The 19,481-nt window shown below is 59.5% G+C and carries 23 protein-coding genes and 1 pseudogene; 10 read left to right on the top strand and 14 right to left on the bottom strand.

Annotation, left to right across the window (positions count from 1 at the left end; genetic code table 11):
- Positions 1-231, top strand: a pseudogene (locus CUN63_RS32010) (group II intron reverse transcriptase/maturase); the annotation flags it as partial.
- A 769-nt stretch (positions 232-1,000) separates the two neighbouring features.
- Here CUN63_RS32010 and infA read toward each other — a convergent pair.
- The 4 genes from infA to trxB form a co-directional block, all read right to left on the bottom strand.
- Positions 1,001-1,219, bottom strand: a complete 219-nt coding sequence (infA, locus tag CUN63_RS01655; protein WP_002553999.1) for a translation initiation factor IF-1 — start codon at positions 1,217-1,219, stop codon at positions 1,001-1,003.
- Between the two features lie 111 nt (positions 1,220-1,330).
- The gene (locus tag CUN63_RS01650; RefSeq protein WP_129436902.1) at positions 1,331-2,038 is read right to left on the bottom strand and encodes an arginyltransferase; all 708 of its coding nucleotides are present in this window, start codon (positions 2,036-2,038) and stop codon (positions 1,331-1,333) included.
- Positions 2,039-2,361: 323 nt separating this feature from the next.
- On the bottom strand, positions 2,362-3,042 hold the full coding sequence (gene aat, locus CUN63_RS01645) for a leucyl/phenylalanyl-tRNA--protein transferase (protein WP_129436901.1): 681 nt from the start codon (positions 3,040-3,042) through the stop codon (positions 2,362-2,364).
- A gap of 64 nt (positions 3,043-3,106) precedes the next feature.
- A complete protein-coding gene (trxB, locus tag CUN63_RS01640) occupies positions 3,107-4,066 on the bottom strand; it encodes a thioredoxin-disulfide reductase (RefSeq protein ID WP_129436900.1) in 960 nt (319 codons plus the stop codon).
- Positions 4,067-4,361: 295 nt separating this feature from the next.
- Here trxB and CUN63_RS01635 point away from each other — a divergent pair, with 295 nt between their 5' ends.
- From CUN63_RS01635 to cysG, 6 genes are all read left to right on the top strand, one after another.
- Positions 4,362-6,764 (top strand): DNA translocase FtsK, encoded by a 2,403-nt coding sequence (locus tag CUN63_RS01635; RefSeq protein WP_129436899.1) that lies wholly within the window; start codon positions 4,362-4,364, stop codon positions 6,762-6,764.
- Positions 6,765-6,829: 65 nt separating this feature from the next.
- On the top strand, positions 6,830-7,453 hold the full coding sequence (gene lolA, locus CUN63_RS01630) for an outer membrane lipoprotein chaperone LolA (RefSeq protein ID WP_129436898.1): 624 nt from the start codon (positions 6,830-6,832) through the stop codon (positions 7,451-7,453).
- A gap of 171 nt (positions 7,454-7,624) precedes the next feature.
- Positions 7,625-8,947, top strand: a complete 1,323-nt coding sequence (locus tag CUN63_RS01620; protein WP_129436897.1) for a replication-associated recombination protein A — start codon at positions 7,625-7,627, stop codon at positions 8,945-8,947.
- The gene (gene crcB, locus CUN63_RS01615; protein ID WP_008154847.1) at positions 8,947-9,321 is read left to right on the top strand and encodes a fluoride efflux transporter CrcB; all 375 of its coding nucleotides are present in this window, start codon (positions 8,947-8,949) and stop codon (positions 9,319-9,321) included. Before CUN63_RS01620 ends, crcB begins: the two co-directional genes overlap by 1 nt.
- Positions 9,322-9,336: 15 nt before the next feature.
- Positions 9,337-10,617, top strand: coding sequence for a serine--tRNA ligase (serS, locus tag CUN63_RS01610; RefSeq protein WP_129436896.1), 1,281 nt, complete (start codon positions 9,337-9,339; stop codon positions 10,615-10,617).
- A complete protein-coding gene (gene cysG / locus CUN63_RS01605; RefSeq protein ID WP_076027904.1) occupies positions 10,618-12,012 on the top strand; it encodes a siroheme synthase CysG in 1,395 nt (464 codons plus the stop codon).
- A 100-nt stretch (positions 12,013-12,112) separates the two neighbouring features.
- Here the strand turns inward: cysG and CUN63_RS01600 are convergent, their stop codons facing one another.
- From CUN63_RS01600 to CUN63_RS01560, 9 genes are all read right to left on the bottom strand, one after another.
- Positions 12,113-13,114: a glutathione S-transferase family protein gene (locus CUN63_RS01600; protein WP_129436895.1), complete on the bottom strand. Its 1,002-nt coding sequence runs from the start codon at positions 13,112-13,114 to the stop codon at positions 12,113-12,115.
- A 90-nt stretch (positions 13,115-13,204) separates the two neighbouring features.
- Positions 13,205-14,206, bottom strand: a complete 1,002-nt coding sequence (locus CUN63_RS01595; RefSeq protein WP_129436894.1) for a glycosyl transferase family protein — start codon at positions 14,204-14,206, stop codon at positions 13,205-13,207.
- Positions 14,203-14,538, bottom strand: coding sequence for a TusE/DsrC/DsvC family sulfur relay protein (locus CUN63_RS01590; RefSeq protein WP_129436893.1), 336 nt, complete (start codon positions 14,536-14,538; stop codon positions 14,203-14,205). Before CUN63_RS01590 ends, CUN63_RS01595 begins: the two co-directional genes overlap by 4 nt.
- Positions 14,535-14,828: a sulfurtransferase complex subunit TusB gene (tusB, locus tag CUN63_RS01585; RefSeq protein ID WP_129436892.1), complete on the bottom strand. Its 294-nt coding sequence runs from the start codon at positions 14,826-14,828 to the stop codon at positions 14,535-14,537. Before tusB ends, CUN63_RS01590 begins: the two co-directional genes overlap by 4 nt.
- Entirely contained in the window at positions 14,828-15,190 is a 363-nt protein-coding gene (gene tusC / locus CUN63_RS01580; RefSeq protein ID WP_129436891.1) for a sulfurtransferase complex subunit TusC, read from the bottom strand. The genes tusB and tusC overlap by 1 nt, the downstream gene beginning before the upstream one ends.
- A 1-nt stretch (position 15,191) precedes the next feature.
- Positions 15,192-15,584: a sulfurtransferase complex subunit TusD gene (gene tusD, locus CUN63_RS01575; protein ID WP_129436890.1), complete on the bottom strand. Its 393-nt coding sequence runs from the start codon at positions 15,582-15,584 to the stop codon at positions 15,192-15,194.
- 228 nt (positions 15,585-15,812) lie between these two features.
- Positions 15,813-16,517, bottom strand: coding sequence for a YoaK family protein (locus CUN63_RS01570; protein WP_129436889.1), 705 nt, complete (start codon positions 16,515-16,517; stop codon positions 15,813-15,815).
- 35 nt (positions 16,518-16,552) lie between these two features.
- The gene (locus CUN63_RS01565) at positions 16,553-16,882 is read right to left on the bottom strand and encodes a DUF6388 family protein (protein WP_129436888.1); all 330 of its coding nucleotides are present in this window, start codon (positions 16,880-16,882) and stop codon (positions 16,553-16,555) included.
- A gap of 20 nt (positions 16,883-16,902) precedes the next feature.
- Positions 16,903-17,151 (bottom strand): hypothetical protein, encoded by a 249-nt coding sequence (locus CUN63_RS01560; protein ID WP_008154823.1) that lies wholly within the window; start codon positions 17,149-17,151, stop codon positions 16,903-16,905.
- Between the two features lie 161 nt (positions 17,152-17,312).
- Between CUN63_RS01560 and CUN63_RS01550 the strand changes: the two genes are divergently transcribed.
- Complete coding sequence (locus tag CUN63_RS01550; RefSeq protein WP_129436886.1) at positions 17,313-17,663, top strand: hypothetical protein; 351 nt, start codon at positions 17,313-17,315, stop codon at positions 17,661-17,663.
- A 102-nt stretch (positions 17,664-17,765) separates the two neighbouring features.
- Here CUN63_RS01550 and CUN63_RS01545 read toward each other — a convergent pair whose 3' ends face one another.
- Complete coding sequence (locus CUN63_RS01545; RefSeq protein WP_129436885.1) at positions 17,766-18,194, bottom strand: GNAT family N-acetyltransferase; 429 nt, start codon at positions 18,192-18,194, stop codon at positions 17,766-17,768.
- Between the two features lie 153 nt (positions 18,195-18,347).
- On the opposite strand from CUN63_RS01545, the gene CUN63_RS01540 reads away from it, so the two are divergent.
- On the top strand, positions 18,348-18,785 hold the full coding sequence (locus CUN63_RS01540) for a hemerythrin domain-containing protein (protein ID WP_129436884.1): 438 nt from the start codon (positions 18,348-18,350) through the stop codon (positions 18,783-18,785).
- Between the two features lie 61 nt (positions 18,786-18,846).
- Entirely contained in the window at positions 18,847-19,440 is a 594-nt protein-coding gene (locus CUN63_RS01535) for an NUDIX domain-containing protein (RefSeq protein ID WP_129436883.1), read from the top strand.
- The last annotated feature ends 41 nt before the right edge of the window (positions 19,441-19,481 follow it).

Here is a 19,481-nt window from a genome sequence, read left to right as displayed (position 1 = left end):
GCTGGCTGCGTCGTCTGGCGACAATGGAAGCGGCCCTCAACGAGGGCACGTAACTTGATGCGCCTGGGGCTTAGCGAAGCTCGCGCCTGCAAATCAGCCTTCAATGGCCGAGGCCCATGGTGGAGCTCAGGCGCATCTCATATGAATCAGGCGCTGCCGAAGAAACTATGGGGTCAGCTTGGGTTAGTTTCGGTACTGGATACGATAAACCGGCTTAGCCGCATAGCTTGAACCGCCGTATACGGATCCGTACGTACGGTGGTGTGAGAGGACGGCGGCTGTAAAGCCGCCTCCTACTCGATTTGAGATTTAGGTGTATATCCGTTGCTGCGGTAACGGCTACTTAGGGTTTCGCCCTGGGGGCATCGCCTCCGGTTGGCTTCGCTTCAACCTCCTCTCGATGTGTTCGACTGCGTCGAACGGCGCTGCGCGCCTGCCCCCCAGATGAATACCTCCACTCAGCCTCCCGATATAGGGCGGGCAAAGCAAGATCAAGAGCTGCAGGCGAGCTAACGCTCGGCGTGTTGAGTGGTGGAGGGCGGGTGTACACCCATCCCCTGTAGGAGCTGTCGAGTGAAACGAGGCTGCGATCTTTTGATCTTGCTGTGGCTTTAGATCTTGATTCTGCTTTTGATCTCTCGCCCCTTCGGCAGGCCGAGCGTAGGTGTTCATCAGGGGATTAGGCGCTTAGCGCCGTTCGGCGAAGCCGAACACATCGAGAGGAGGTCGTCGCGAAGCAGACCGGAGGCGATGCCCCCTGATGGATACCGTAGCGAGGGAACGCGGAGCTTTAGCGAGGCGCCGTACGCCGGGGCGAAGCCTTTTGCTTACTTTTCGCTGGGCCGGCACTCCGGCGTCTGGAAAAGTGAGTCGCTGTAAGAGCGAAACCGCCAGAAGCCCTAACCGCAGCAACGGATATACAACATAAACTAAAGAGCCCCACCAAATCGCAGACAAACAAAAACGCCCGGCATAAACCGGGCGTTTTGTATTGACTTGATTAGCGAGCGCGGTAAGTGATGCGCCCTTTGCTCAAGTCATAGGGCGTCAGCTCGACGCGCACTTTGTCACCGGTAAGAATACGGATGTAGTTCTTGCGCATCTTGCCGGAGATATGCGCGGTTACGACGTGCCCATTTTCCAACTCCACACGAAACATGGTGTTGGGCAGGGTGTCGACGACAGTGCCTTCCATTTCGAAGCTGTCTTCTTTCGACATGCAGTAAAGCCCTCGGTGTCCAATGAATGGCCCGGTGCAACTGCGCCAGGCAAAAGCGGCGTGCATTGTGCCCGAAAAATGGGGTTTAAGCCAAGGGGTTTACGGCTTGCTCTAGTTCAGGATGACCCAGCGCTGATTAATCAGCAGTTCGATAGGGCGATATTGAGTCTTGTAACTCATCTTTTTGCAGTTTTTGATCCAATAGCCCAGATAGACGGCTTCCAGCCCCAGACGCTGAGCCTCGGCGATTTGCCAGAGAATCGCATAACGCCCCAGGCTGCGGCGTTCTTCAGCGGGCTCGTAGAAGGTGTAGACCGCCGACAGTCCGTTCGGCAGCAAGTCGGTGACGGCCACCGCCACCAGTCGTCCTTCGAGACGGAATTCGTAGAATCGGGAAAACGGCAGGTCACGTACCAGGAACGTCGCAAACTGATCGCGACTCGGCGGGTACATATCGCCATCGGCGTGACGCTGTTCGATATACCGCTGATAAAGGTCGAAATACTCTTCGCTGAATTGCGGCCTGCCAGGCCGCACCTGCAGGTCGACGTTGCGTTTGAAGATGCGTTTCTGCTGGCGGTTGGGCGAAAATTGCGCCACAGGGATGCGCGCCGGTACGCACGCATTGCAATTCTGGCAATGAGGCCGGTAAAGATGATCGCCGCTACGACGGAAACCCATTTCAGACAGGTCTGCATAGACATGCACATCCATGGGCTGACTAGGGTCGAGGAACAAGGTCGTGGCCTGCTCCTCGGGCAGATAGCTGCAAGAGTGGGGCTGAGTGGCATAGAACTTCAAACGCGCCAACTCGGTCATGATCAACCCTCGGGAATAAGCTTTGATTTGGGGGCGTTCTCAATGAGTTTCACCGCCGCGTTGTCGCCTTAAAACGGGCCAGGCAAGGCGCAGGCCGCTGGGAATGGTGTTCCCTTTCCAGGGCCTGCAACGCAGCCTGGCCCGTTTTAAGGCACAACCCGAAGGGCCGGGCCTGCTGTTGCGCAGGGCTGCGTTGCTCGAAGCTTATTTGGAATGACCAAACTACGCTTCTCGCGTCTTGCCCTGCGCAACAGCAGACCCGGCGCGGCGGCGAAACTCATTGAGAACGCCCCCTAAGTGTAAGCCACACGGGCAAAAGTCGCTCAGCAAACCCAAGTTGCGCGGCTGGGCTGGTCCAGATGCTGCGCAAGGTAGTCGGCAAACTCGCTGCGAGGAATCGCTCGGGCGCCGAGGCTGTGCAGATGGTCGGTAGGCATCTGGCAGTCGATCAGCACGAAGCCTGAGTCTTTCAGATGTCGGACCAGTGTGGCAAAGCCATATTTCGAGGCGTTGTCAGCGCGGCTGAACATGGATTCGCCGAAAAACAGCTGACCCATCGCCAGGCCATAGAGCCCGCCGACCAGTTCGCCCTGGTCCCAGACTTCCACCGAATGGGCGTAGCCACGCCTGTGCAGCTCGAGGTAGGCGTTTTGCATGGCTTCTGTGATCCAGGTCCCGTCGGCGTAATCCCGTGGCGCGGCGCAGGCGCGGATGACCGCGGCAAAATCCTGATCAAAGGTCACTTGATAGCGTTGTTGGCGCGACAGTTTGTTCAGGCTGCGCGAGACATGCAGTTCGTCGGGAAACAGTACGGTGCGTGGATCCGGCGACCACCAGAGAATCGGCTGGCCTTCCGAGAACCACGGAAAACAGCCGTGGCGATAGGCCTGAATCAGACGATCGGCGGACAGATCCCCGCCCGCGGCCAACAGCCCGTTGGGATCGCGCATGGCTTTTTCCAAGGGCGGGAAGGTCAGGGTGTTGCGTTGTAACCAAGTCAGCATGGCATCCGGGCTTGCAGAAGGGGAGGGCAGTTGTGGGCGGGTGGGCCCACCGTGAAGTGTGCCGTCAAACGACTGGAATGTCGTCGAGATACTTCTCGGCGTCCAGCGCGGCCATGCAGCCGGCCCCGGCAGATGTGACGGCCTGGCGGTAAACGTGATCGGCCACGTCACCGGCGGCAAACACGCCCGGGATATCGGTGCTGGTAGCATCGCCTTCGCTGCCGCCCTTGACCAGCAGATAGCCGTCACGCATTTTCAGCTGGCCTTCGAACAGGTCGGTGTTGGGTTTATGGCCGATGGCGATAAACACACCGGCCAGCGGCAACTCTCTGGTTTCGCCGCTATGGCTGTCCCGCAGGCGGGCGCCGGTCACGCCGCTGGCATCACCCAGCACTTCATCCAGATTCTGGTTCCAGTGCAGGCGGATATTGCCGTTGGCGGCTTTTTCGAAGAGCTTGTCCTGAAGAATCTTCTCCGAGCGCAACTTGTCGCGCCGGTGAATCAGGTGAACTTCCTTGGCGATGTTCGACAGGTACAGCGCTTCTTCAACCGCCGTATTGCCGCCGCCCACGACCGCGACCACCTGATTGCGGTAGAAGAAACCGTCGCACGTCGCGCAAGCCGAAACCCCTCTGCCGGCAAATGTCTCTTCCGATGGCAGCCCCAGGTATTGCGCCGAGGCGCCGGTGGCGATAATCAGCGCGTCACAGGTGTAAGTGCCGCCGTCGCCGATAAGTTCGAACGGGCGCTGTTGCAACTTGGCGGTGTGGATGTGGTCGTAGACGATCTCTGTATGAAAGCGCTCGGCGTGTTTTTGCATGCGTTCCATCAGCACCGGTCCGGTGAGACCTTCGACATCACCGGGCCAGTTGTCGACTTCGACGGTGGTGGTGAGCTGGCCACCTGCCTGTATTCCGGTAATGACAACGGGTTTGAGGTTGGCGCGGGCGGCATAAACGGCAGCGCTGTAACCGGCGGGGCCGGAACCCAGAATGATCAGGCGGGAATGCTTCGCTTCGCTCATAAAAATACCTCATAAGCCTTTGTCACAAAAGAGAATGCATGCTCAAATTGAACCGCGCGTAATGTGCTGTTGGCTATGCTACACCTTGGGTTTCAAGCATGGCATCGGACGAACAAACCCGTACAATGCCTACTTGTTACAGAATATTCGCGGCGCGCCGTGTTTATAAAAACCGGAGCGTAGTGTTAAAAGTAGTCCCAGTTACGCCTGTCAACTTTTTTACCTGCCTGGGTTGGGCAGTTTTTTATAGTCATTCAACAGATGGACGCGCCACAGGCGCAGGAAAAGAAGCGTTTTGAAGAAATCCACCGCAGCACCAAAAACAGTCGTTCCGCTCTGGCGCCAGCAATTGCACTACCGGCTCAAGGAAGGTGCATTGATCGCCATCGGCGGCTTGTGCCTGTTCCTGATGATGGCCTTGTTGACCTATGGCAAGGACGATCCGGGCTGGAGCCATAACAGCAAGATCGACGATGTTCAGAACTTCGGCGGACCGGTCGGCTCCTACAGCGCCGATATCCTGTTCATGGTGTTGGGTTACTTCGCCTACATCTTCCCGCTGTTGCTGGCGATCAAGGCATATCAAATCTTCCGTCAACGCCACGAGCAGTGGGAGTGGAGCGGCTGGCTGTTCTCCTGGCGCCTGATCGGCCTGGTATTTCTGGTGCTCTCGGGCGCGGCCCTGGCCCATATTCATTTCCACGCCGCGACCGGTCTGCCGGCCGGCGCTGGTGGCGCTTTGGGCGAAAGCCTCGGTGATCTGGCCCGGAACGCCCTGAATATCCAGGGCAGTACGCTGTTGTTCATCGCGTTGTTCCTGTTTGGCCTGACGGTGTTCACCGACCTGTCGTGGTTCAAGGTGATGGACCTCACCGGCAAAATCACCCTCGACTTGTTCGAACTGTTCCAAGGCGCGGCCAATCGCTGGTGGGCCGCCCGAGTCGAGCGCAAACAATTGGTTGCGCAGTTGCGTGAAGTCGATGATCGCGTGCATGACTTGGTCGCGCCGACCGTCACCGACAAGCGCGAGCAAGCCAAGGTCAAGGAGCGCCTGATCGAGCGTGAACAAGCCCTGAGCAAACACATGTCGGACCGCGAGAAGCAGGTGCCGCCGGTGATTGCCCCAGCGCCGCCCAAGCCAGCGGCGCCCAGCAAGCGCGTGGAAAAAGAGAAACAGGCGCCGTTGTTCGTCGACAGTGCTGTCGAAGGCACCTTGCCGCCGATCTCGATTCTCGACCCGGCAGAAAAGAAACAACTCAATTATTCGCCTGAATCCCTGGCGGCGGTTGGCCACTTGCTGGAGATCAAGCTCAAGGAATTCGGCGTCGAAGTCTCGGTGGATTCGATTCACCCGGGCCCGGTGATTACCCGTTACGAAATCCAGCCGGCGGCCGGCGTCAAGGTCAGCCGCATCTCCAACCTGGCGAAAGACCTGGCACGTTCCCTGGCCGTGACCAGCGTGCGTGTGGTGGAAGTGATTCCGGGCAAGACCACCGTCGGTATCGAGATTCCTAACGAAGACCGCCAGATCGTGCGCTTCTCCGAAGTGCTGTCGACCCCCGAGTACGACAACTTCAAGTCGCCGGTTACATTGGCCCTGGGTCACGACATTGGTGGCAAGCCGGTCATCACCGACCTGGCGAAAATGCCTCACTTGCTGGTAGCCGGTACGACCGGTTCCGGTAAATCGGTGGGCGTGAACGCGATGATCCTGTCGATCCTGTTCAAGTCCGGCCCGGAAGACGCCAAGCTGATCATGATCGACCCGAAAATGCTTGAGCTGTCGATCTACGAAGGCATTCCGCACCTGTTGTGCCCGGTCGTGACCGACATGAAGGACGCCGCCAACGCCCTGCGCTGGAGCGTGGCGGAGATGGAGCGTCGCTACAAACTGATGGCGAAAATGGGCGTGCGTAACCTGTCGGGCTTCAATGCCAAGGTCAAGGAAGCCCAGGACGCCGGTACGCCGTTGACTGATCCGTTGTACAAGCGCGAAAGCATTCACGACGAAGCGCCGCTGCTGACCAAGCTGCCGACGATTGTCGTGGTGGTGGACGAATTCGCCGACATGATGATGATCGTCGGCAAGAAGGTTGAAGAACTGATCGCCCGTATCGCCCAGAAGGCCCGTGCAGCCGGTATCCACTTGATCCTCGCGACCCAGCGGCCGTCGGTTGATGTGATCACCGGTCTGATCAAGGCCAACATTCCGACGCGTATGGCGTTCCAGGTGTCGAGCAAGATCGACTCCCGGACCATCATCGATCAGGGCGGCGCCGAACAACTGCTGGGCCACGGTGACATGCTCTACATGCCGCCGGGCACCAGTCTGCCGATTCGCGTCCACGGCGCCTTTGTGTCCGATGATGAAGTTCACCGGGTGGTCGAAGCCTGGAAACTGCGCGGCGCGCCGGAATACAACGACGAGATTCTCGCCGGTGTCGAAGAGCCGGGTAGCGGTTTTGAAGGCGGCAGCGGTGGCGATGAAGACAGTGAATCCGATGCGCTCTACGACGAAGCGGTGCAGTTCGTACTGGAAAGTCGTCGTGCGTCCATCTCTGCGGTTCAGCGCAAGCTGAAAATCGGCTACAACCGCGCCGCACGCATGATCGAAGCCATGGAAATGGCCGGGGTCGTGACGTCCATGAATACCAACGGTTCGCGTGAGGTCCTGGCCCCGGGCCCGGTACGCGACTGAATTGATTGAAACGCGATGGCGCAATGACGCGCCATCGCACCCCCACGAATGTTATGAGGACTCCCATGCGTCTTATCCGCATGCTGTTGCTGCCGGTTTTGGCTTTGACCACGCTCTCGGCCCACGCCGATGACAAGGACGTGGCGCGTCTGACCCAATTGCTGGAAAAATCCCAGACCCTGTCCGCGCATTTCTCTCAGCTGACCCTCGACGGCAGCGGCACCCAGTTGCAGGAAACCGCGGGTGAAATGTCCTTGCAGCGTCCTGGCTTGTTTTACTGGCACACCAATGCGCCGGCTGAGCAAACCGTGGTCTCCGACGGCAAGAAGGTGACGTTGTGGGACCCGGACCTGGAACAGGCCACCATCAAGACGCTCGATCTGCGTCTGAGCCAGACTCCGGCATTGCTGCTGTCCGGTGACGTATCCAAGATCAGCCAGAGCTTCACCATCAGCGCCAAGGAAGCCGGTGGCGTGATCGACTTCACCTTGAAGCCGAAAACCAAGGACACCCTGTTCGACAGCCTGCGTCTGTCGTTTCGTAACGGTCTGGTCAATGACATGCAGATGATCGACAGCGTCGGTCAGCGCACCAACATCCTGTTCACCGGCGTGAAAGCCAACGAACCGATTCCGGCGTCCAAGTTCAAGTTCGACATCCCCAAGGGTGCCGATGTGATCCAGGAATAAATGCAGACACAAAACCTGTGGGAGCGGGCTTGCTCGCGAAAGCGGAGTATCAGACAACAATGATGTCGACTGACACGGCCTCTTCGCGAGCAAGCCCGCTCCCACAGGGAATGTGATGTTTAGTAATTTGAATGACCGGCATCAGGACCCAGTGAGGTTTCATAAGTAGTGATGGACCTGTTTCGCAGTGCCCCGATTGCTCAGCCCTTGGCAGCACGCCTGCGTGCCGCCAATCTGGACGAGTACGTTGGTCAGGAACACGTGCTCGCTCGCGGCAAGCCTTTGCGCGAAGCCCTGGAGCAGGGTGCCCTGCACTCGATGATTTTCTGGGGCCCGCCGGGTGTGGGAAAAACCACCCTGGCGCGGCTGCTGGCGGAAGTCTCGGATGCGCACTTCGAAACGGTGTCGGCGGTACTGGCCGGCGTGAAGGAAATCCGTCAGGCGGTGGAAATCGCCAAGCAGCAGGCCGGTCAGTACGGCAAGCGGACCATCCTCTTCGTCGATGAAGTGCATCGCTTCAACAAGTCCCAGCAGGATGCGTTCCTGCCATACGTCGAAGACGGTACGCTGATTTTCATCGGTGCAACCACTGAAAACCCTTCGTTTGAACTCAACAACGCTTTGCTCTCCCGGGCCCGCGTCTACGTGCTCAAAAGCCTCGATGACGCGGCCCTGCGCAAGTTGGTGCATCGCGCGCTGACCGAAGAGCGTGGCTTGGGTAAGCGGCAACTGAGCCTCAGTGATGAAGGTTTCCAGATGCTGCTGTCGGCCGCCGATGGCGATGGCCGGCGTCTGCTCAACCTGCTGGAAAACGCCTCGGACCTGGCTGAAGACAACAGCGAGATCGGCGTCGACCTGCTGCAAAGCCTGCTCGGTGACACCCGCCGGCGTTTCGACAAGGGCGGTGAAGCGTTTTACGACCAGATCTCTGCGCTGCATAAATCCGTGCGCGGCTCCAACCCCGATGGTGCGCTGTATTGGTTTGCGCGGATGATCGACGGCGGTTGCGATCCGCTGTACCTGGCCCGGCGCGTGGTGCGCATGGCCAGCGAAGACATCGGCAACGCCGATCCCCGCGCTTTGAGCTTGTGCCTGGCGGCGTGGGAAGTGCAGGAGCGCCTCGGCAGCCCGGAAGGCGAATTGGCGGTGGCCCAGGCCATTACCTATCTGGCCTGCGCGCCGAAAAGCAACGCGGTGTACATGGGTTTCAAAGCCGCGATGCGCAGCGCCACCGAACACGGTTCGCTGGAAGTGCCGCTGCACCTGCGCAACGCGCCGACCAAATTGATGAAGCAACTGGGTTATGGCGACGAATACCGTTACGCCCACGATGAGCCGGACGCTTACGCCGCTGGCGAAGACTATTTTCCGGAGGAGCTCGAGCCACAACCGTTCTATCAGCCGGTGCCGCGTGGCCTGGAGCTGAAGATCGGCGAGAAGCTCAATCATCTCGCGCAACTTGACCGTCTCAGCCCTCGGCAGCGGAGAAAATAGTGATCCCTTTGATCGTTGCCGTTTCCGTGGGCGGTATCGCCGGAACGCTTTTACGCTTTGCCACGGGGAACTGGATCAACGCTAATTGGCCGCGGCACTTCTATACCGCGACGCTGGCCGTTAATATCGTCGGCTGTTTGCTGATCGGCGTTCTATACGGTCTGTTTTTAGTACGCCCGGAGGTGCCGATCGAGGTGCGCGCCGGGTTGATGGTCGGCTTCCTCGGGGGGCTGACGACTTTTTCATCTTTTTCACTGGATACGGTGCGTCTGCTGGAAACCGGGCAAATACCGCTGGCTTTTGTCTATGCTGCCATCAGCGTATTCGGCGGGCTGCTCGCTACCTGGGCTGGCCTGTCCTTGACCAAACTTTGATAACGAGAGACCGACATGCTCGATTCCAAACTGTTACGTAGCAACCTTCAGGACGTAGCGGACCGCCTGGCATCCCGTGGCTACACGCTGGATGTTGCGCGCATCGAAGCGCTGGAAGAACAGCGCAAGACCGTCCAGACCCGCACCGAAGCACTGCAGGCAGACCGTAATGCGCGCTCCAAATCCATCGGCCAGGCCAAGCAGCGCGGCGAAGACATCGCACCACTGATGGCCGACGTCGAGCGCATGGCGAATGAGTTGAGTGACGGTAAAGTCGAGCTGGACGGGATTCAGACCGATCTGGATTCGATCCTGCTCGGCATCCCGAACCTGCCGCACGAATCCGTGCCGATCGGTGATGACGAAGACGGCAACGTCGAAGTGCGCCGCTGGGGCACCCCGACCGCGTTCGACTTCCCGATTCAGGACCACGTCGCCCTGGGCGAGAAATTCGGCTGGCTGGACTTCGAAACCGCCGCCAAGCTGTCCGGCGCCCGTTTCGCCCTGTTGCGTGGTCCGATTGCTCGTATGCACCGCGCCCTGGCGCAGTTCATGATCAACCTGCACACCAGCGAACACGGCTACGAAGAGGCCTACACGCCTTATCTGGTTCAAGCGCCGGCGCTGCAAGGCACGGGTCAGCTGCCGAAGTTCGAAGAAGACCTGTTCAAGATCACTCGCGAAGGCGAAGCCGATCTGTACCTGATTCCGACCGCTGAAGTGTCGCTGACCAACATCGTCGCTGGCGAGATCGTCGATTCGAAACTGCTGCCGATCAAGTTCGTCGCCCACACCCCTTGCTTCCGCAGTGAGGCTGGTGCTTCGGGTCGCGATACACGCGGCATGATCCGTCAGCACCAGTTCGACAAGGTTGAAATGGTCCAGATCGTTGAGCCGTCGACCTCGATGGAAGCACTGGAAGGCTTGACTGCCAACGCTGAAAAAGTCCTGCAATTGCTCGAGCTGCCCTATCGCACCATTGCGCTGTGCACTGGCGACATGGGCTTCAGCGCGGTCAAGACCTACGACCTGGAAGTGTGGATCCCGAGCCAGGACAAATACCGCGAGATTTCGTCGTGCTCCAACTGCGGCGACTTCCAGGCCCGTCGCATGCAAGCGCGTTTCCGCAACCCGGAAACCGGCAAGCCTGAACTGGTTCACACCTTGAACGGTTCCGGCCTGGCGGTCGGTCGTACGCTGGTGGCGGTGCTGGAAAACTACCAGCAAGCCGACGGTTCGATCCGTGTGCCAGACGTGCTGAAACCGTACATGGGTGGTCTTGAGGTCATCGGCTAAATGGACTATCTGCCGCTGTTCCATAACCTTCGCGGCAGTCGTGTCTTGGTCGTCGGCGGGGGGGAGATTGCGTTGCGCAAATCCCGCCTGCTGGCCGAAGCCGGTGCGCTGCTGCGGGTGGTCGCACCTGAAATCGAACCGCAATTGCGCGAACTGGTTGCCGGCAGTGGTGGTGAGTGTCTGGTGCGAGGCTACGTTGAGTCGGACCTGGACGGTTGCGGGCTGATCATCGCCGCCACCGACGACGAACCGCTGAACGCGCAAGTCTCCGCTGATGCCCATCGGCGTTGCGTGCCGGTCAACGTGGTGGACGCGCCAGCCTTGTGCAGCGTGATCTTCCCGGCGATCGTCGACCGTTCTCCTTTGATCGTAGCGGTCTCCAGCGGCGGCGATGCGCCGGTGCTGGCGCGGTTGATCCGCGCCAAACTGGAAACCTGGATTCCTTCCACCTACGGTCAACTGGCCGGCCTGGCAGCGCGTTTTCGCAGCCAGGTCAAACACCTGTTCCCGGATGTGCAGCAGCGTCGGGCGTTTTGGGAGGATGTGTTCCAGGGCCCGATTGCCGACCGGCAACTGGCCGGGCAGGGCGCCGAAGCCGAGCGCTTGATGCTGGCGAAAATTGCCGGTGAAGCGCCGAATGCAACGGGCGAAGTCTACTTGGTGGGCGCCGGCCCGGGTGATCCCGACCTGCTGACCTTCCGTGCCTTGCGTCTGATGCAGCAAGCCGATGTGGTGCTGTATGACCGCTTGGTGGCGCCGGCGATTCTGGATTTGTGCCGTCGCGATGCCGAGCGGATTTACGTCGGCAAGCGTCGCGCCGATCACGCCGTGCCGCAGGATCAGATCAACCAGCAATTGGTGGATTTGGCCAAGCAAGGCAAGCGGGTTGTGCGGTTGAAGGGCGGTGATCCGTTCATCTTCGGTCGCGGCGGTGAAGAGATCGAAGAACTGGCGGCCCATGGCATCCCGTTCCAGGTGGTGCCGGGTATCACCGCGGCCAGCGGTTGCGCGGCGTATGCCGGGATTCCGCTGACTCACCGTGATTACGCGCAGTCGGTGCGTTTTGTCACCGGGCACCTGAAGGACGGTTCCACCGATTTGCCGTGGGCCGACCTGGTCGCGCCGGCGCAAACCCTGGTGTTTTACATGGGGCTGGTGGGCTTGCCGATCATCTGCGAGCAATTGATCAAGCATGGGCGCGCGGCGGATACGCCGGCGGCGTTGATCCAGCAGGGCACCACGGTCAATCAGCGGGTGTTTACTGGCACGTTGGCCGATTTGCCAAGCCTGGTGGCGGAGCATGAAGTGCATGCGCCGACGCTGGTGATCGTTGGGGAAGTGGTGCAGTTGCGCGAGAAACTGGCGTGGTTTGAAGGGGCTCAGGCGCAGGTCTGAGTTCTGCGTTGCTTGTTGGAAAAAGATCGCAGCCTTCGGCAGCTCCTACAGGGGGTCGCGTAATCCTGTAGGAGCTGCCGAAGGCTGCGATCTTTTGATCTTAATGCTTCTGCCAAACCCCTTTCCCGCTCAACCGCTCGCGATCATGCGGTGCTGTGAAATCCTGCGCCGGCCCTTTAGGCACGATCCCGGTCGGATTGATGGTCTTGTGGCTGCCATAGTAGTGATTCTTGATGTGCTCAAAATCCACCGTCTCGGCAATCCCCGGCCACTGATAAATCTCCCGCAGCCAGTTCGACAGGTTCGGATAATCGGCGATCCGCCGCAGGTTGCACTTGAAGTGCCCGTGATACACGGCATCAAAGCGAATCAACGTGGTGAACAGCCGAATATCAGCTTCAGTCAGGGACTCACCGGTCAGATAACGATTGGCGGCCAACAACTGTTCCAGTCGATCAAGCTCCTCGAACAATCCGTCGAACGCCTCTTCATACGCCTGCTGCGACGTGGCAAACCCTGCGCGATACACGCCATTGTTCACCGCCGGATAAATCCGTTCGTTCAGCGCGTCGATCTCGCCCCGAAGCGGCGCCGGGTAGAAATCCAGGTCATTACCCGTCAAATCATCGAAGGCGCCATTGAACATGCGGATGATCTCCGCCGATTCATTGTTGACGATGCGATTGTGCTGTTTGTCCCAGAGCACCGGCACCGTGACGCGGCCGGTGTAGTCGGCGGTATCGGCGGTGTAGCGCTGGTGCATGAAATTGAAATGATCGAGCTTGTCCCCGGTCGATCCGAGGTTCTGGTCGAAGGTCCAGCCGTTTTCCAGCATCAACCAACTGACCACCGAGACGTCGATGAGGCTTTCGAGGCCTTTGAGTTTACGCAGGATCAGCGTGCGGTGAGCCCATGGACAGGCGAGGGACACGTAGAGGTGATAACGACCGGCCTCGGCCGCAAAGCCTCCGACACCTGTCGGGCCGGGTTTGCCGTCGGCGGTCAGCCAGTTACGACGCTGCGCCTGTTCACGCTGGAACGCGCCGTCCTTGCCGCTTTCGTACCACTGGTCATGCCAGCGACCTTCAACTAACAAACCCATGTTCAAGACTCCTCAGCCAATAAGCGTTGGAGAGGAGTCTATTCGCATAGGTTCGATAAAAAAGCGCAAAGGTTGGGCGCTTATGATCGGTTAAATCGATTTGTCCCGAGCGTCCCAATACTGCTGGGCGGTTTCGAAGGCGTGTTCGCGGGTTTGGCCGAGGCCGCGCAAGGCCAGGGCCATGGTCGAGATCAGTGCCATTTGCGGATAGCTGTCGACTACGTCGCCACGCCACACGGCTTTCAAATGCTCGGGATCGAGGGTGGCCGGTTTGACGTGGCGTTGTGCCGAAAGCTGCGGCCATTCCTCGTCCCAGCTTTCACCACCCGTGGTGCCATACAGGTGACTGTCGGCGTCCGGGTTGATCTCGATTTCGCCGCCGTCGCCTTTCACCACGATCGCGGTATCGCCGAGCAAACCGCTGGCATCGCGATGCACCGCCTGGTAACCGGGGTGGAAAATGCTTTGCAGGCCACAGCGAGCACCCAACGGGTTGAGAATCCGCGTCAGGGAATGGATTGGCGAACGCAGGCCCAATGTATTGCGCAGCTCGATCATGCGCTGAAGCTGGGGCGCCCAATCCACCAGCGGCATGAAGGCCAGACCGCCGTTATCGAGCGCCTCGCCGACCTGCTGCCAGTCGCGGCACAACGGAATCTTCAACTCGTCCAGCAATTGCTCGCTGTACAGCCGACCGGACGTGTGTGCACCACCGCCGTGCATGAAGATCCGCACGCCGTTCTGCGCCAGGCACTTGGCCGCCAGCAGATACCACGGCAGGTGACGCTTCTTGCCGGCATACGTCGGCCAGTCCAGATCGACGGCCAGTGCCGGCCGATTCAGACGTTCGCGCAAAGCTTCGGTAAAACCCGCCATCTCCTCAGCGCTTTCTTCCTTGTGCCGCAACAACATCAGGAATGCGCCGAGCTGGGTGTCTTCGACCTTGTGGTCGAGCACCATGCCCATGGCTTCACGGGCTTCCTCGCGGGTCAAGTCGCGGGCGCCGCGTTTGCCTTTGCCGAGGATGCGCACGAACTGGGCGAACGGGTGTTCGGCGGGTGTTTCGAGGGTCAGCGCTGGGTAGTCGGTCATAAGCAATTCGTCGGTTTGGGCAGGCCCGCCAGTTTCGCGGCGAGTTTGGCAGGGGTGCCTTTGAACAGTCGGTTCAGGTGCAGGCTGTTGCCCTTGTCCGGGCCCAGCTTCAGCGCGGTGTATTTGATCAGCGGACGAGTGGCCGGCGACAACTGGAATTCGGCATAGAAACTGCGCAGCAGTTCGAGGATTTCCCAGTGTTCGGGGCTCAGCTCGATGTCTTCGGCGGCTGCCAGTGCGCTGGCCACGTCGGAGGACCAGTCGCTCAGTTCGACCAGGAAACCGTCCTTGTCCAACTCGATGGCGCGTGCGCCGACCGTAAGGGAGTTCATAGCCAACTGTTGACCTTGTCGTAATGAATCGACAGCTCGACAAAGGCCGGGTAATCGATGGCCTTGGCCGTGTCAGGAATCTCCAGCGCGCGAGCCTGGGCGTCTTCGGCCAATACGAACAGTTTCAGATTGCGGGCGTTCAGCGCATTGAAAGGCGCGGTGCCTGGTTGCAGCGCATAGGCCGCGTCGCCAGTCAGCAGCAGCGCATCGTCAGCGCCCATCAAGCGCAGGCAACTGGTCAGGCGATCGTCGCCGAACGGGGAATGAGACAACACATGCAAAGTCGACATCAGAGGGTGATCACTTGGTCGTAACGGTCAATAAGTGCGGTGATTTCGTGGGCGGCCAGCACTTGAGCTTCTTCCAGCGACAAGCCGGCCGGGTCCAGGCCCCGTTCCGCAACGCTGTCGCCACAGACAAACAACTCGTCGACACCGAACATCGGCAAGGCTTGCAGGTTGGCGCTCAGGTCCTTCTGCTGGAGGGCCTTGGCATCCTGTTTCGCGGCGAGCTGGAACACCCCGTCATCGAGAAACAGCAGGCCGATCGGCAGATCAAAGGCACCGCCGGCCAGCACGATGTCCAGCGCTTCCCGCGCGCTCGGCCCTGACCAGGGCGCCTGACGGCTGATAATCAGCAAGGATTTAGGCATCTCACGCGCCTCCGAAACAGATCAGGCGGTCAGCGTCCTGCACCGCGTCATGCAACTGGCCCAGACCAGATAATTCCCACGGCGAACCCACCGCCACGGCTTCACGCTGATAGCGCCCGGCTTCTTCTTCATTCAGCACGCCACGACGCAGGGCGGCCGCGATACACACGACGCCGTCCAGTTGATGCTCGGTGACGAAATTGCGCCATTGCTTGGGCAAGTCCTGCTCATCCTGCGGCGTGACCACGCTTGCGGAGGCGTTGTAGACGCCGTCCTGATAGAAAAACAGCCGGACAATCTCATGCCCGCCGGCCAGCGCAGCCTGAGCAAACAATAAGGCGCGGCGCGAGGAGGGCGCATGGGCGGCGGAAAACAGCGCGATGGCGAACTTCATGACGGACTCGATGAGTAAAACTGCGGCCATGATAAAGCTTTATCGCCGGGGCGGCTAAATGGGTTTTCCCTTGGGACCGAGTCGCCCCCTTCGCGAGCAAGTCGAATCGTCTCACCGCCGCTCCCACACTAGATTTGTGTCGATCATAAAATTGCGATCCGCCGCAGATTCCCTGTGGGAGCGGGCTTGCTCGCGAAAGCGGACTACCGGGCAACGTAAATGTTGGATCTAACGTGGCATATAACCCAACTGCCAGCGCCGCGGAATTTTCAGCGACAGCAGCCCGACCGCGCCGGCCAACAGACCGCTGACAAACAACGCCCTGAGCCCCAGATGATGTTCCAGCACGGCGCCGAGTACCGCGCCGGCAAACATTCCCGTCCAGGGGATCAGTTGCACGCGCCAACCGTTGCGCCGTTCGCCAAGCATCCAGCGTCCCAGCCCACGGCCAAAGCGCGACAAGGCACCAGTGACGTAAGTCAGGCCGACCGGCAGGCCGTTCACTTCTTCCACGGCGGCATTGAGCATGCCCATGGCGATGATCGCCGCCAACAGCGCTGGCAATTGTTCGTCGTAGGGCCAGGCGGCAGCGCCGCAGAGCAGCGTGGCGATGCACAGCAGCAAGGGCAGCGCCCGGCGACCGCCCAGGCGACTGACGACAATACCCAAGGCGTTGCCGACGATGAAGGTGCCGACGAGGATCACCAAGCGCAGGGTCAGGCCCAGGTCGCCGTCGCTGATGGCGACGGCGAGGCGGGTGGTGTTGCCGCTCATGAACGAGACGAAATCGCCGCTGGCCATGAAGCCGATGGCGTCGGTCATGCCCGCGAGCACCGAGAGGCTGGCCACCAGCGACATGCCGATGCGTCCGCGCCATTTGCGGGTATGCAGATGGCCTGGACTGGCGCGGTCAGTGGAGAGGGATGGCAACATCAGCGAAGGTCGTCCTCAGGCAGCGACCGAAATGGTCACTTACTCAATCCATATAACTCGCAATACTCCAGCCAGTCCATGCCGGCCATCTCGGCGACTTCCTTGTGCACTTCCAGGCGCTGTGCCTGATAGTCCTCGGACGTCGCCGCAGTCAGTTGCAGCGTCAGCTCCCAGGCAAACAATCCCAGGCGCTCGGCCTCGGCTTCGAAGGCTTCATGTAAGCGCTCGTCGCGGTACTGCGCCGCGGTCTCGCCCTTGGCCTGAGCCAACAGTGGGTTGAGGTTGTCGAGTTCGACGCGCAGTTCAGGGCGCTCATCGAGAAACTTCTTCAGCGCTTGCTCGTGTTGCTGTTCGGTTGCCGCCATGGTCGCTCCTTGAGGCTGGACTACGAAGACTGCTTCTTGCTGGCCTTGGCCGCTGCTGCCAGGCACTCGAGGGCAAACTGCTCGGGGTAGGTCATTTGAATCGGTGTGGTTTCACCTTTGACGGTTCTTTCGCCGTCGAGGATGTAACGAATCCGCTTGTCGGTGACGCCAATTCGCTTGGCAATCCAGGACGGTGTCTGACCGATCTGGCTGATCAGCTTGTCGGCATATTCAGCGGTCGGTTTGTAATATTCGGCGTTGGGTGTCATGACCTTTCCAGAAAATAAGCCCGGAAAAACGGGCGATGCGGTGTTAATGGCGCGACAGGGTGCGCGAATCGTCACTCGGTGTCGCGGTATAAATGAAGTAAAGCAGAACGATACGCCGTGCCGCGGTGATACAGTCCGCTTTTTCTTGATGAGCGAACGCAATGCGAATTCTGATGGTGGCGCTGGCCGTGACGTTGCTGGCCGGTTGCGCGGGTTCGGTGATGAACGACGCCCGCACTGGAACCCCGTACAAAACCCTGACGTCGGACAAACCGGAAAAAGTCGTCGCCCAGTGTGTGCAGTTTTCCTGGCAGGACGAGGCGGTGTTCGGTGTCGATGCGGGCGCGTATTTGCAGCCTGGCGAGAAGGGCGGCACTACCGTTTACACGCGCTCGGCGGAGTCTTTTGTGGACGTGAAGACTGACGCATCCGGTACGGTGTTGAGTTATTACGCGCAGCATGACGACTTTGTCGCCAAGCGCCGATTGGCGGCGTTGGCGACCTGCCTGTAAGCAAGATCAAAAGATCGCAGCCTGCGGCAGCTCCTACAGGGTGTGTACGCCGGCCCATTGTAGGAGCTGCCGCAGGCTGCGATCTTTTGGCGGTACCAGCGATCAAACGTTTGTCAGGCGCTTCTGAAAAAAGAAGCGCTTGTGGCCTGGCGGGTAGTCAGCGATCTGGCCTAACTCGCTGTAGCCGAGCTTCTTGTAGAACTCTGGCGCCTGGAAGTCGAAGGTGTCGAGCCAGATTCCGATGCATTCCTTCTCCCGCGCCAGCTCTTCGGCCATCTGCATCAATTTCGAGCCCATGCCCTGTCCCCGGGCCTGTTCTGGCACCGACAGCAACTCGATGTACAACCATTGATAAAAAAACCGACCATACAGGCCGCCGAGAATCTCGTCCTGTTCGTCGCGGATCAGCAAGGCAATGGGCTCCTGCGTCGAGACACCGGCCTTTGAGGCGTTATAGGCACGCAACGGCAGGACGATCGCCTGCTCCTCGTCTTCGGTGGGGTTTTGCGACTGTTCGATTCGCAGTTCCATCAGCTAAATCCTTATGGCTATGAGGGGACAACACCCGTAAGCCTAACGTGTGCGCTGGCGGTTGTTCCAGCCCCTTGAGTGGAACCCTTGCTCGCGCCCGGATGTCTAGCCTAAACAGCGTCATTCCGTTACGCGGCCTATGAGGACAATTCCGTGAATATTTTCGAAGCCTTACGCGAAAGCCACGACCGCCAACGCACGTACGCCGATGCGCTGATCCAGACCAGCGGTGACACCCCCGAGCGGGTCGAGGCTTACAAGCAGCTCAAGTCCGAACTTCAGGCCCACGAAACCGCTGAAGAGCGGCATTTCTACATCCCGCTAATGGAGTTCGATAACGGCGTCGACCTCAGCCGTCATGCCATTTCGGAACATCACGAGATGGACGAAATGATGGAGGAACTGGACGAGACCGAGATGTCCAGCCCGGCCTGGCTGGCGGTCGCGAAGAAGCTCGCCGAGAAGGTCAATCACCACCTGGAAGAGGAAGAGCAGAAGTTCTTCCAGATGGCCGGCAAGCTACTCGACGACAAACAGAAAGAGATGCTGGCGGGTCAGTATGAGAAGGAATACAAGGCTCAACTGTCTTAGCGCCATGCTTTCGTTTTCGCCTAAGATGTGCGCCTTCTGACGAAAAAAGGGATGCATTGTCATGTCGAACACAGCCGAGCGGGTCAACCTCATCGAGTCTCAGGTGTTGTCCCACGACTGGTACCTGCTCAAGAAAATCACCTTCGATTACCTGCGCAACAACGGCGAATGGCAACGCCAGACCCGCGAGGTCTATGACCGTGGCAACGGCGCGGCGATTCTGCTGTTCAACCGCGAAAAGAAAACCGTGGTGTTGACCCGGCAATTCAGGTTGCCGGTGTTCGTCAATGGCCACAATGGTCTGCTGATCGAAGTGGCGGCGGGGCTGCTCGAAGGTGCGGCGCCTGAAGAGCGCATCCGCGAAGAAGCCGAGGAAGAAACCGGTTATCGCGTGCACCATGTGCACAAGGTGTTCGAGGCCTACATGAGCCCCGGTTCGGTGACTGAAAAACTGCATTTCTTCATCGCCGAATACGATGCCGCTTCCAAGGTCAGTGATGGCGGCGGACTGGAGGAGGAGACCGAGGAGCTGGAAGTGCTGGAGTGGAAGTTCGATGACGCGCTCGAGGCGTTTTATCGCGGGGAGATCTGCGATGCGAAGACCATCATGTTGCTGCAGTATGCGGCGATGAAGGGCATCTTCGGATCGGTTTGAGCAGGCTGAATGGGCATCTGAATCGAGAGAGCGTTTCGGCA

This window comes from Pseudomonas sp. ACM7, from assembly GCF_004136015.1.
In the GTDB taxonomy this organism is placed as follows: Bacteria; Pseudomonadota; Gammaproteobacteria; order Pseudomonadales; family Pseudomonadaceae; genus Aquipseudomonas; species Aquipseudomonas frigoris.
The sequence above is the reverse complement of the archived record's forward strand: the minus strand, read 5'-3'. Positions and strand labels throughout refer to the sequence as shown.

Excerpts from the sequence above, each read along its gene's own strand:
- cysG (WP_076027904.1), top strand. The coding sequence starts at position 10,618 with ATGGACTATCTGCCGCTGTTCCATAACCTTCGCGGCAGTCGTGTCTTG.
- CUN63_RS01570 (WP_129436889.1), bottom strand. The coding sequence starts at position 16,517 with ATGTTGCCATCCCTCTCCACTGACCGCGCCAGTCCAGGCCATCTGCAT.
- serS (WP_129436896.1), top strand. The coding sequence starts at position 9,337 with ATGCTCGATTCCAAACTGTTACGTAGCAACCTTCAGGACGTAGCGGAC.
- CUN63_RS01535 (WP_129436883.1), top strand. The coding sequence starts at position 18,847 with ATGTCGAACACAGCCGAGCGGGTCAACCTCATCGAGTCTCAGGTGTTG.
- CUN63_RS01620 (WP_129436897.1), top strand. The coding sequence starts at position 7,625 with ATGGACCTGTTTCGCAGTGCCCCGATTGCTCAGCCCTTGGCAGCACGC.
- CUN63_RS01595 (WP_129436894.1), bottom strand. The coding sequence starts at position 14,206 with ATGACCGACTACCCAGCGCTGACCCTCGAAACACCCGCCGAACACCCG.
- tusC (WP_129436891.1), bottom strand. The coding sequence starts at position 15,190 with ATGCCTAAATCCTTGCTGATTATCAGCCGTCAGGCGCCCTGGTCAGGG.
- CUN63_RS01550 (WP_129436886.1), top strand. The coding sequence starts at position 17,313 with ATGCGAATTCTGATGGTGGCGCTGGCCGTGACGTTGCTGGCCGGTTGC.
- lolA (WP_129436898.1), top strand. The coding sequence starts at position 6,830 with ATGCGTCTTATCCGCATGCTGTTGCTGCCGGTTTTGGCTTTGACCACG.
- CUN63_RS01565 (WP_129436888.1), bottom strand. The coding sequence starts at position 16,882 with ATGGCGGCAACCGAACAGCAACACGAGCAAGCGCTGAAGAAGTTTCTC.
- CUN63_RS01650 (WP_129436902.1), bottom strand. The coding sequence starts at position 2,038 with ATGACCGAGTTGGCGCGTTTGAAGTTCTATGCCACTCAGCCCCACTCT.
- CUN63_RS01560 (WP_008154823.1), bottom strand. The coding sequence starts at position 17,151 with ATGACACCCAACGCCGAATATTACAAACCGACCGCTGAATATGCCGAC.
- aat (WP_129436901.1), bottom strand. The coding sequence starts at position 3,042 with ATGCTGACTTGGTTACAACGCAACACCCTGACCTTCCCGCCCTTGGAA.
- tusD (WP_129436890.1), bottom strand. The coding sequence starts at position 15,584 with ATGAAGTTCGCCATCGCGCTGTTTTCCGCCGCCCATGCGCCCTCCTCG.
- infA (WP_002553999.1), bottom strand. The coding sequence starts at position 1,219 with ATGTCGAAAGAAGACAGCTTCGAAATGGAAGGCACTGTCGTCGACACC.
- CUN63_RS01590 (WP_129436893.1), bottom strand. The coding sequence starts at position 14,538 with ATGAACTCCCTTACGGTCGGCGCACGCGCCATCGAGTTGGACAAGGAC.
- tusB (WP_129436892.1), bottom strand. The coding sequence starts at position 14,828 with ATGTCGACTTTGCATGTGTTGTCTCATTCCCCGTTCGGCGACGATCGC.
- CUN63_RS01545 (WP_129436885.1), bottom strand. The coding sequence starts at position 18,194 with ATGGAACTGCGAATCGAACAGTCGCAAAACCCCACCGAAGACGAGGAG.
- trxB (WP_129436900.1), bottom strand. The coding sequence starts at position 4,066 with ATGAGCGAAGCGAAGCATTCCCGCCTGATCATTCTGGGTTCCGGCCCC.
- CUN63_RS01600 (WP_129436895.1), bottom strand. The coding sequence starts at position 13,114 with ATGGGTTTGTTAGTTGAAGGTCGCTGGCATGACCAGTGGTACGAAAGC.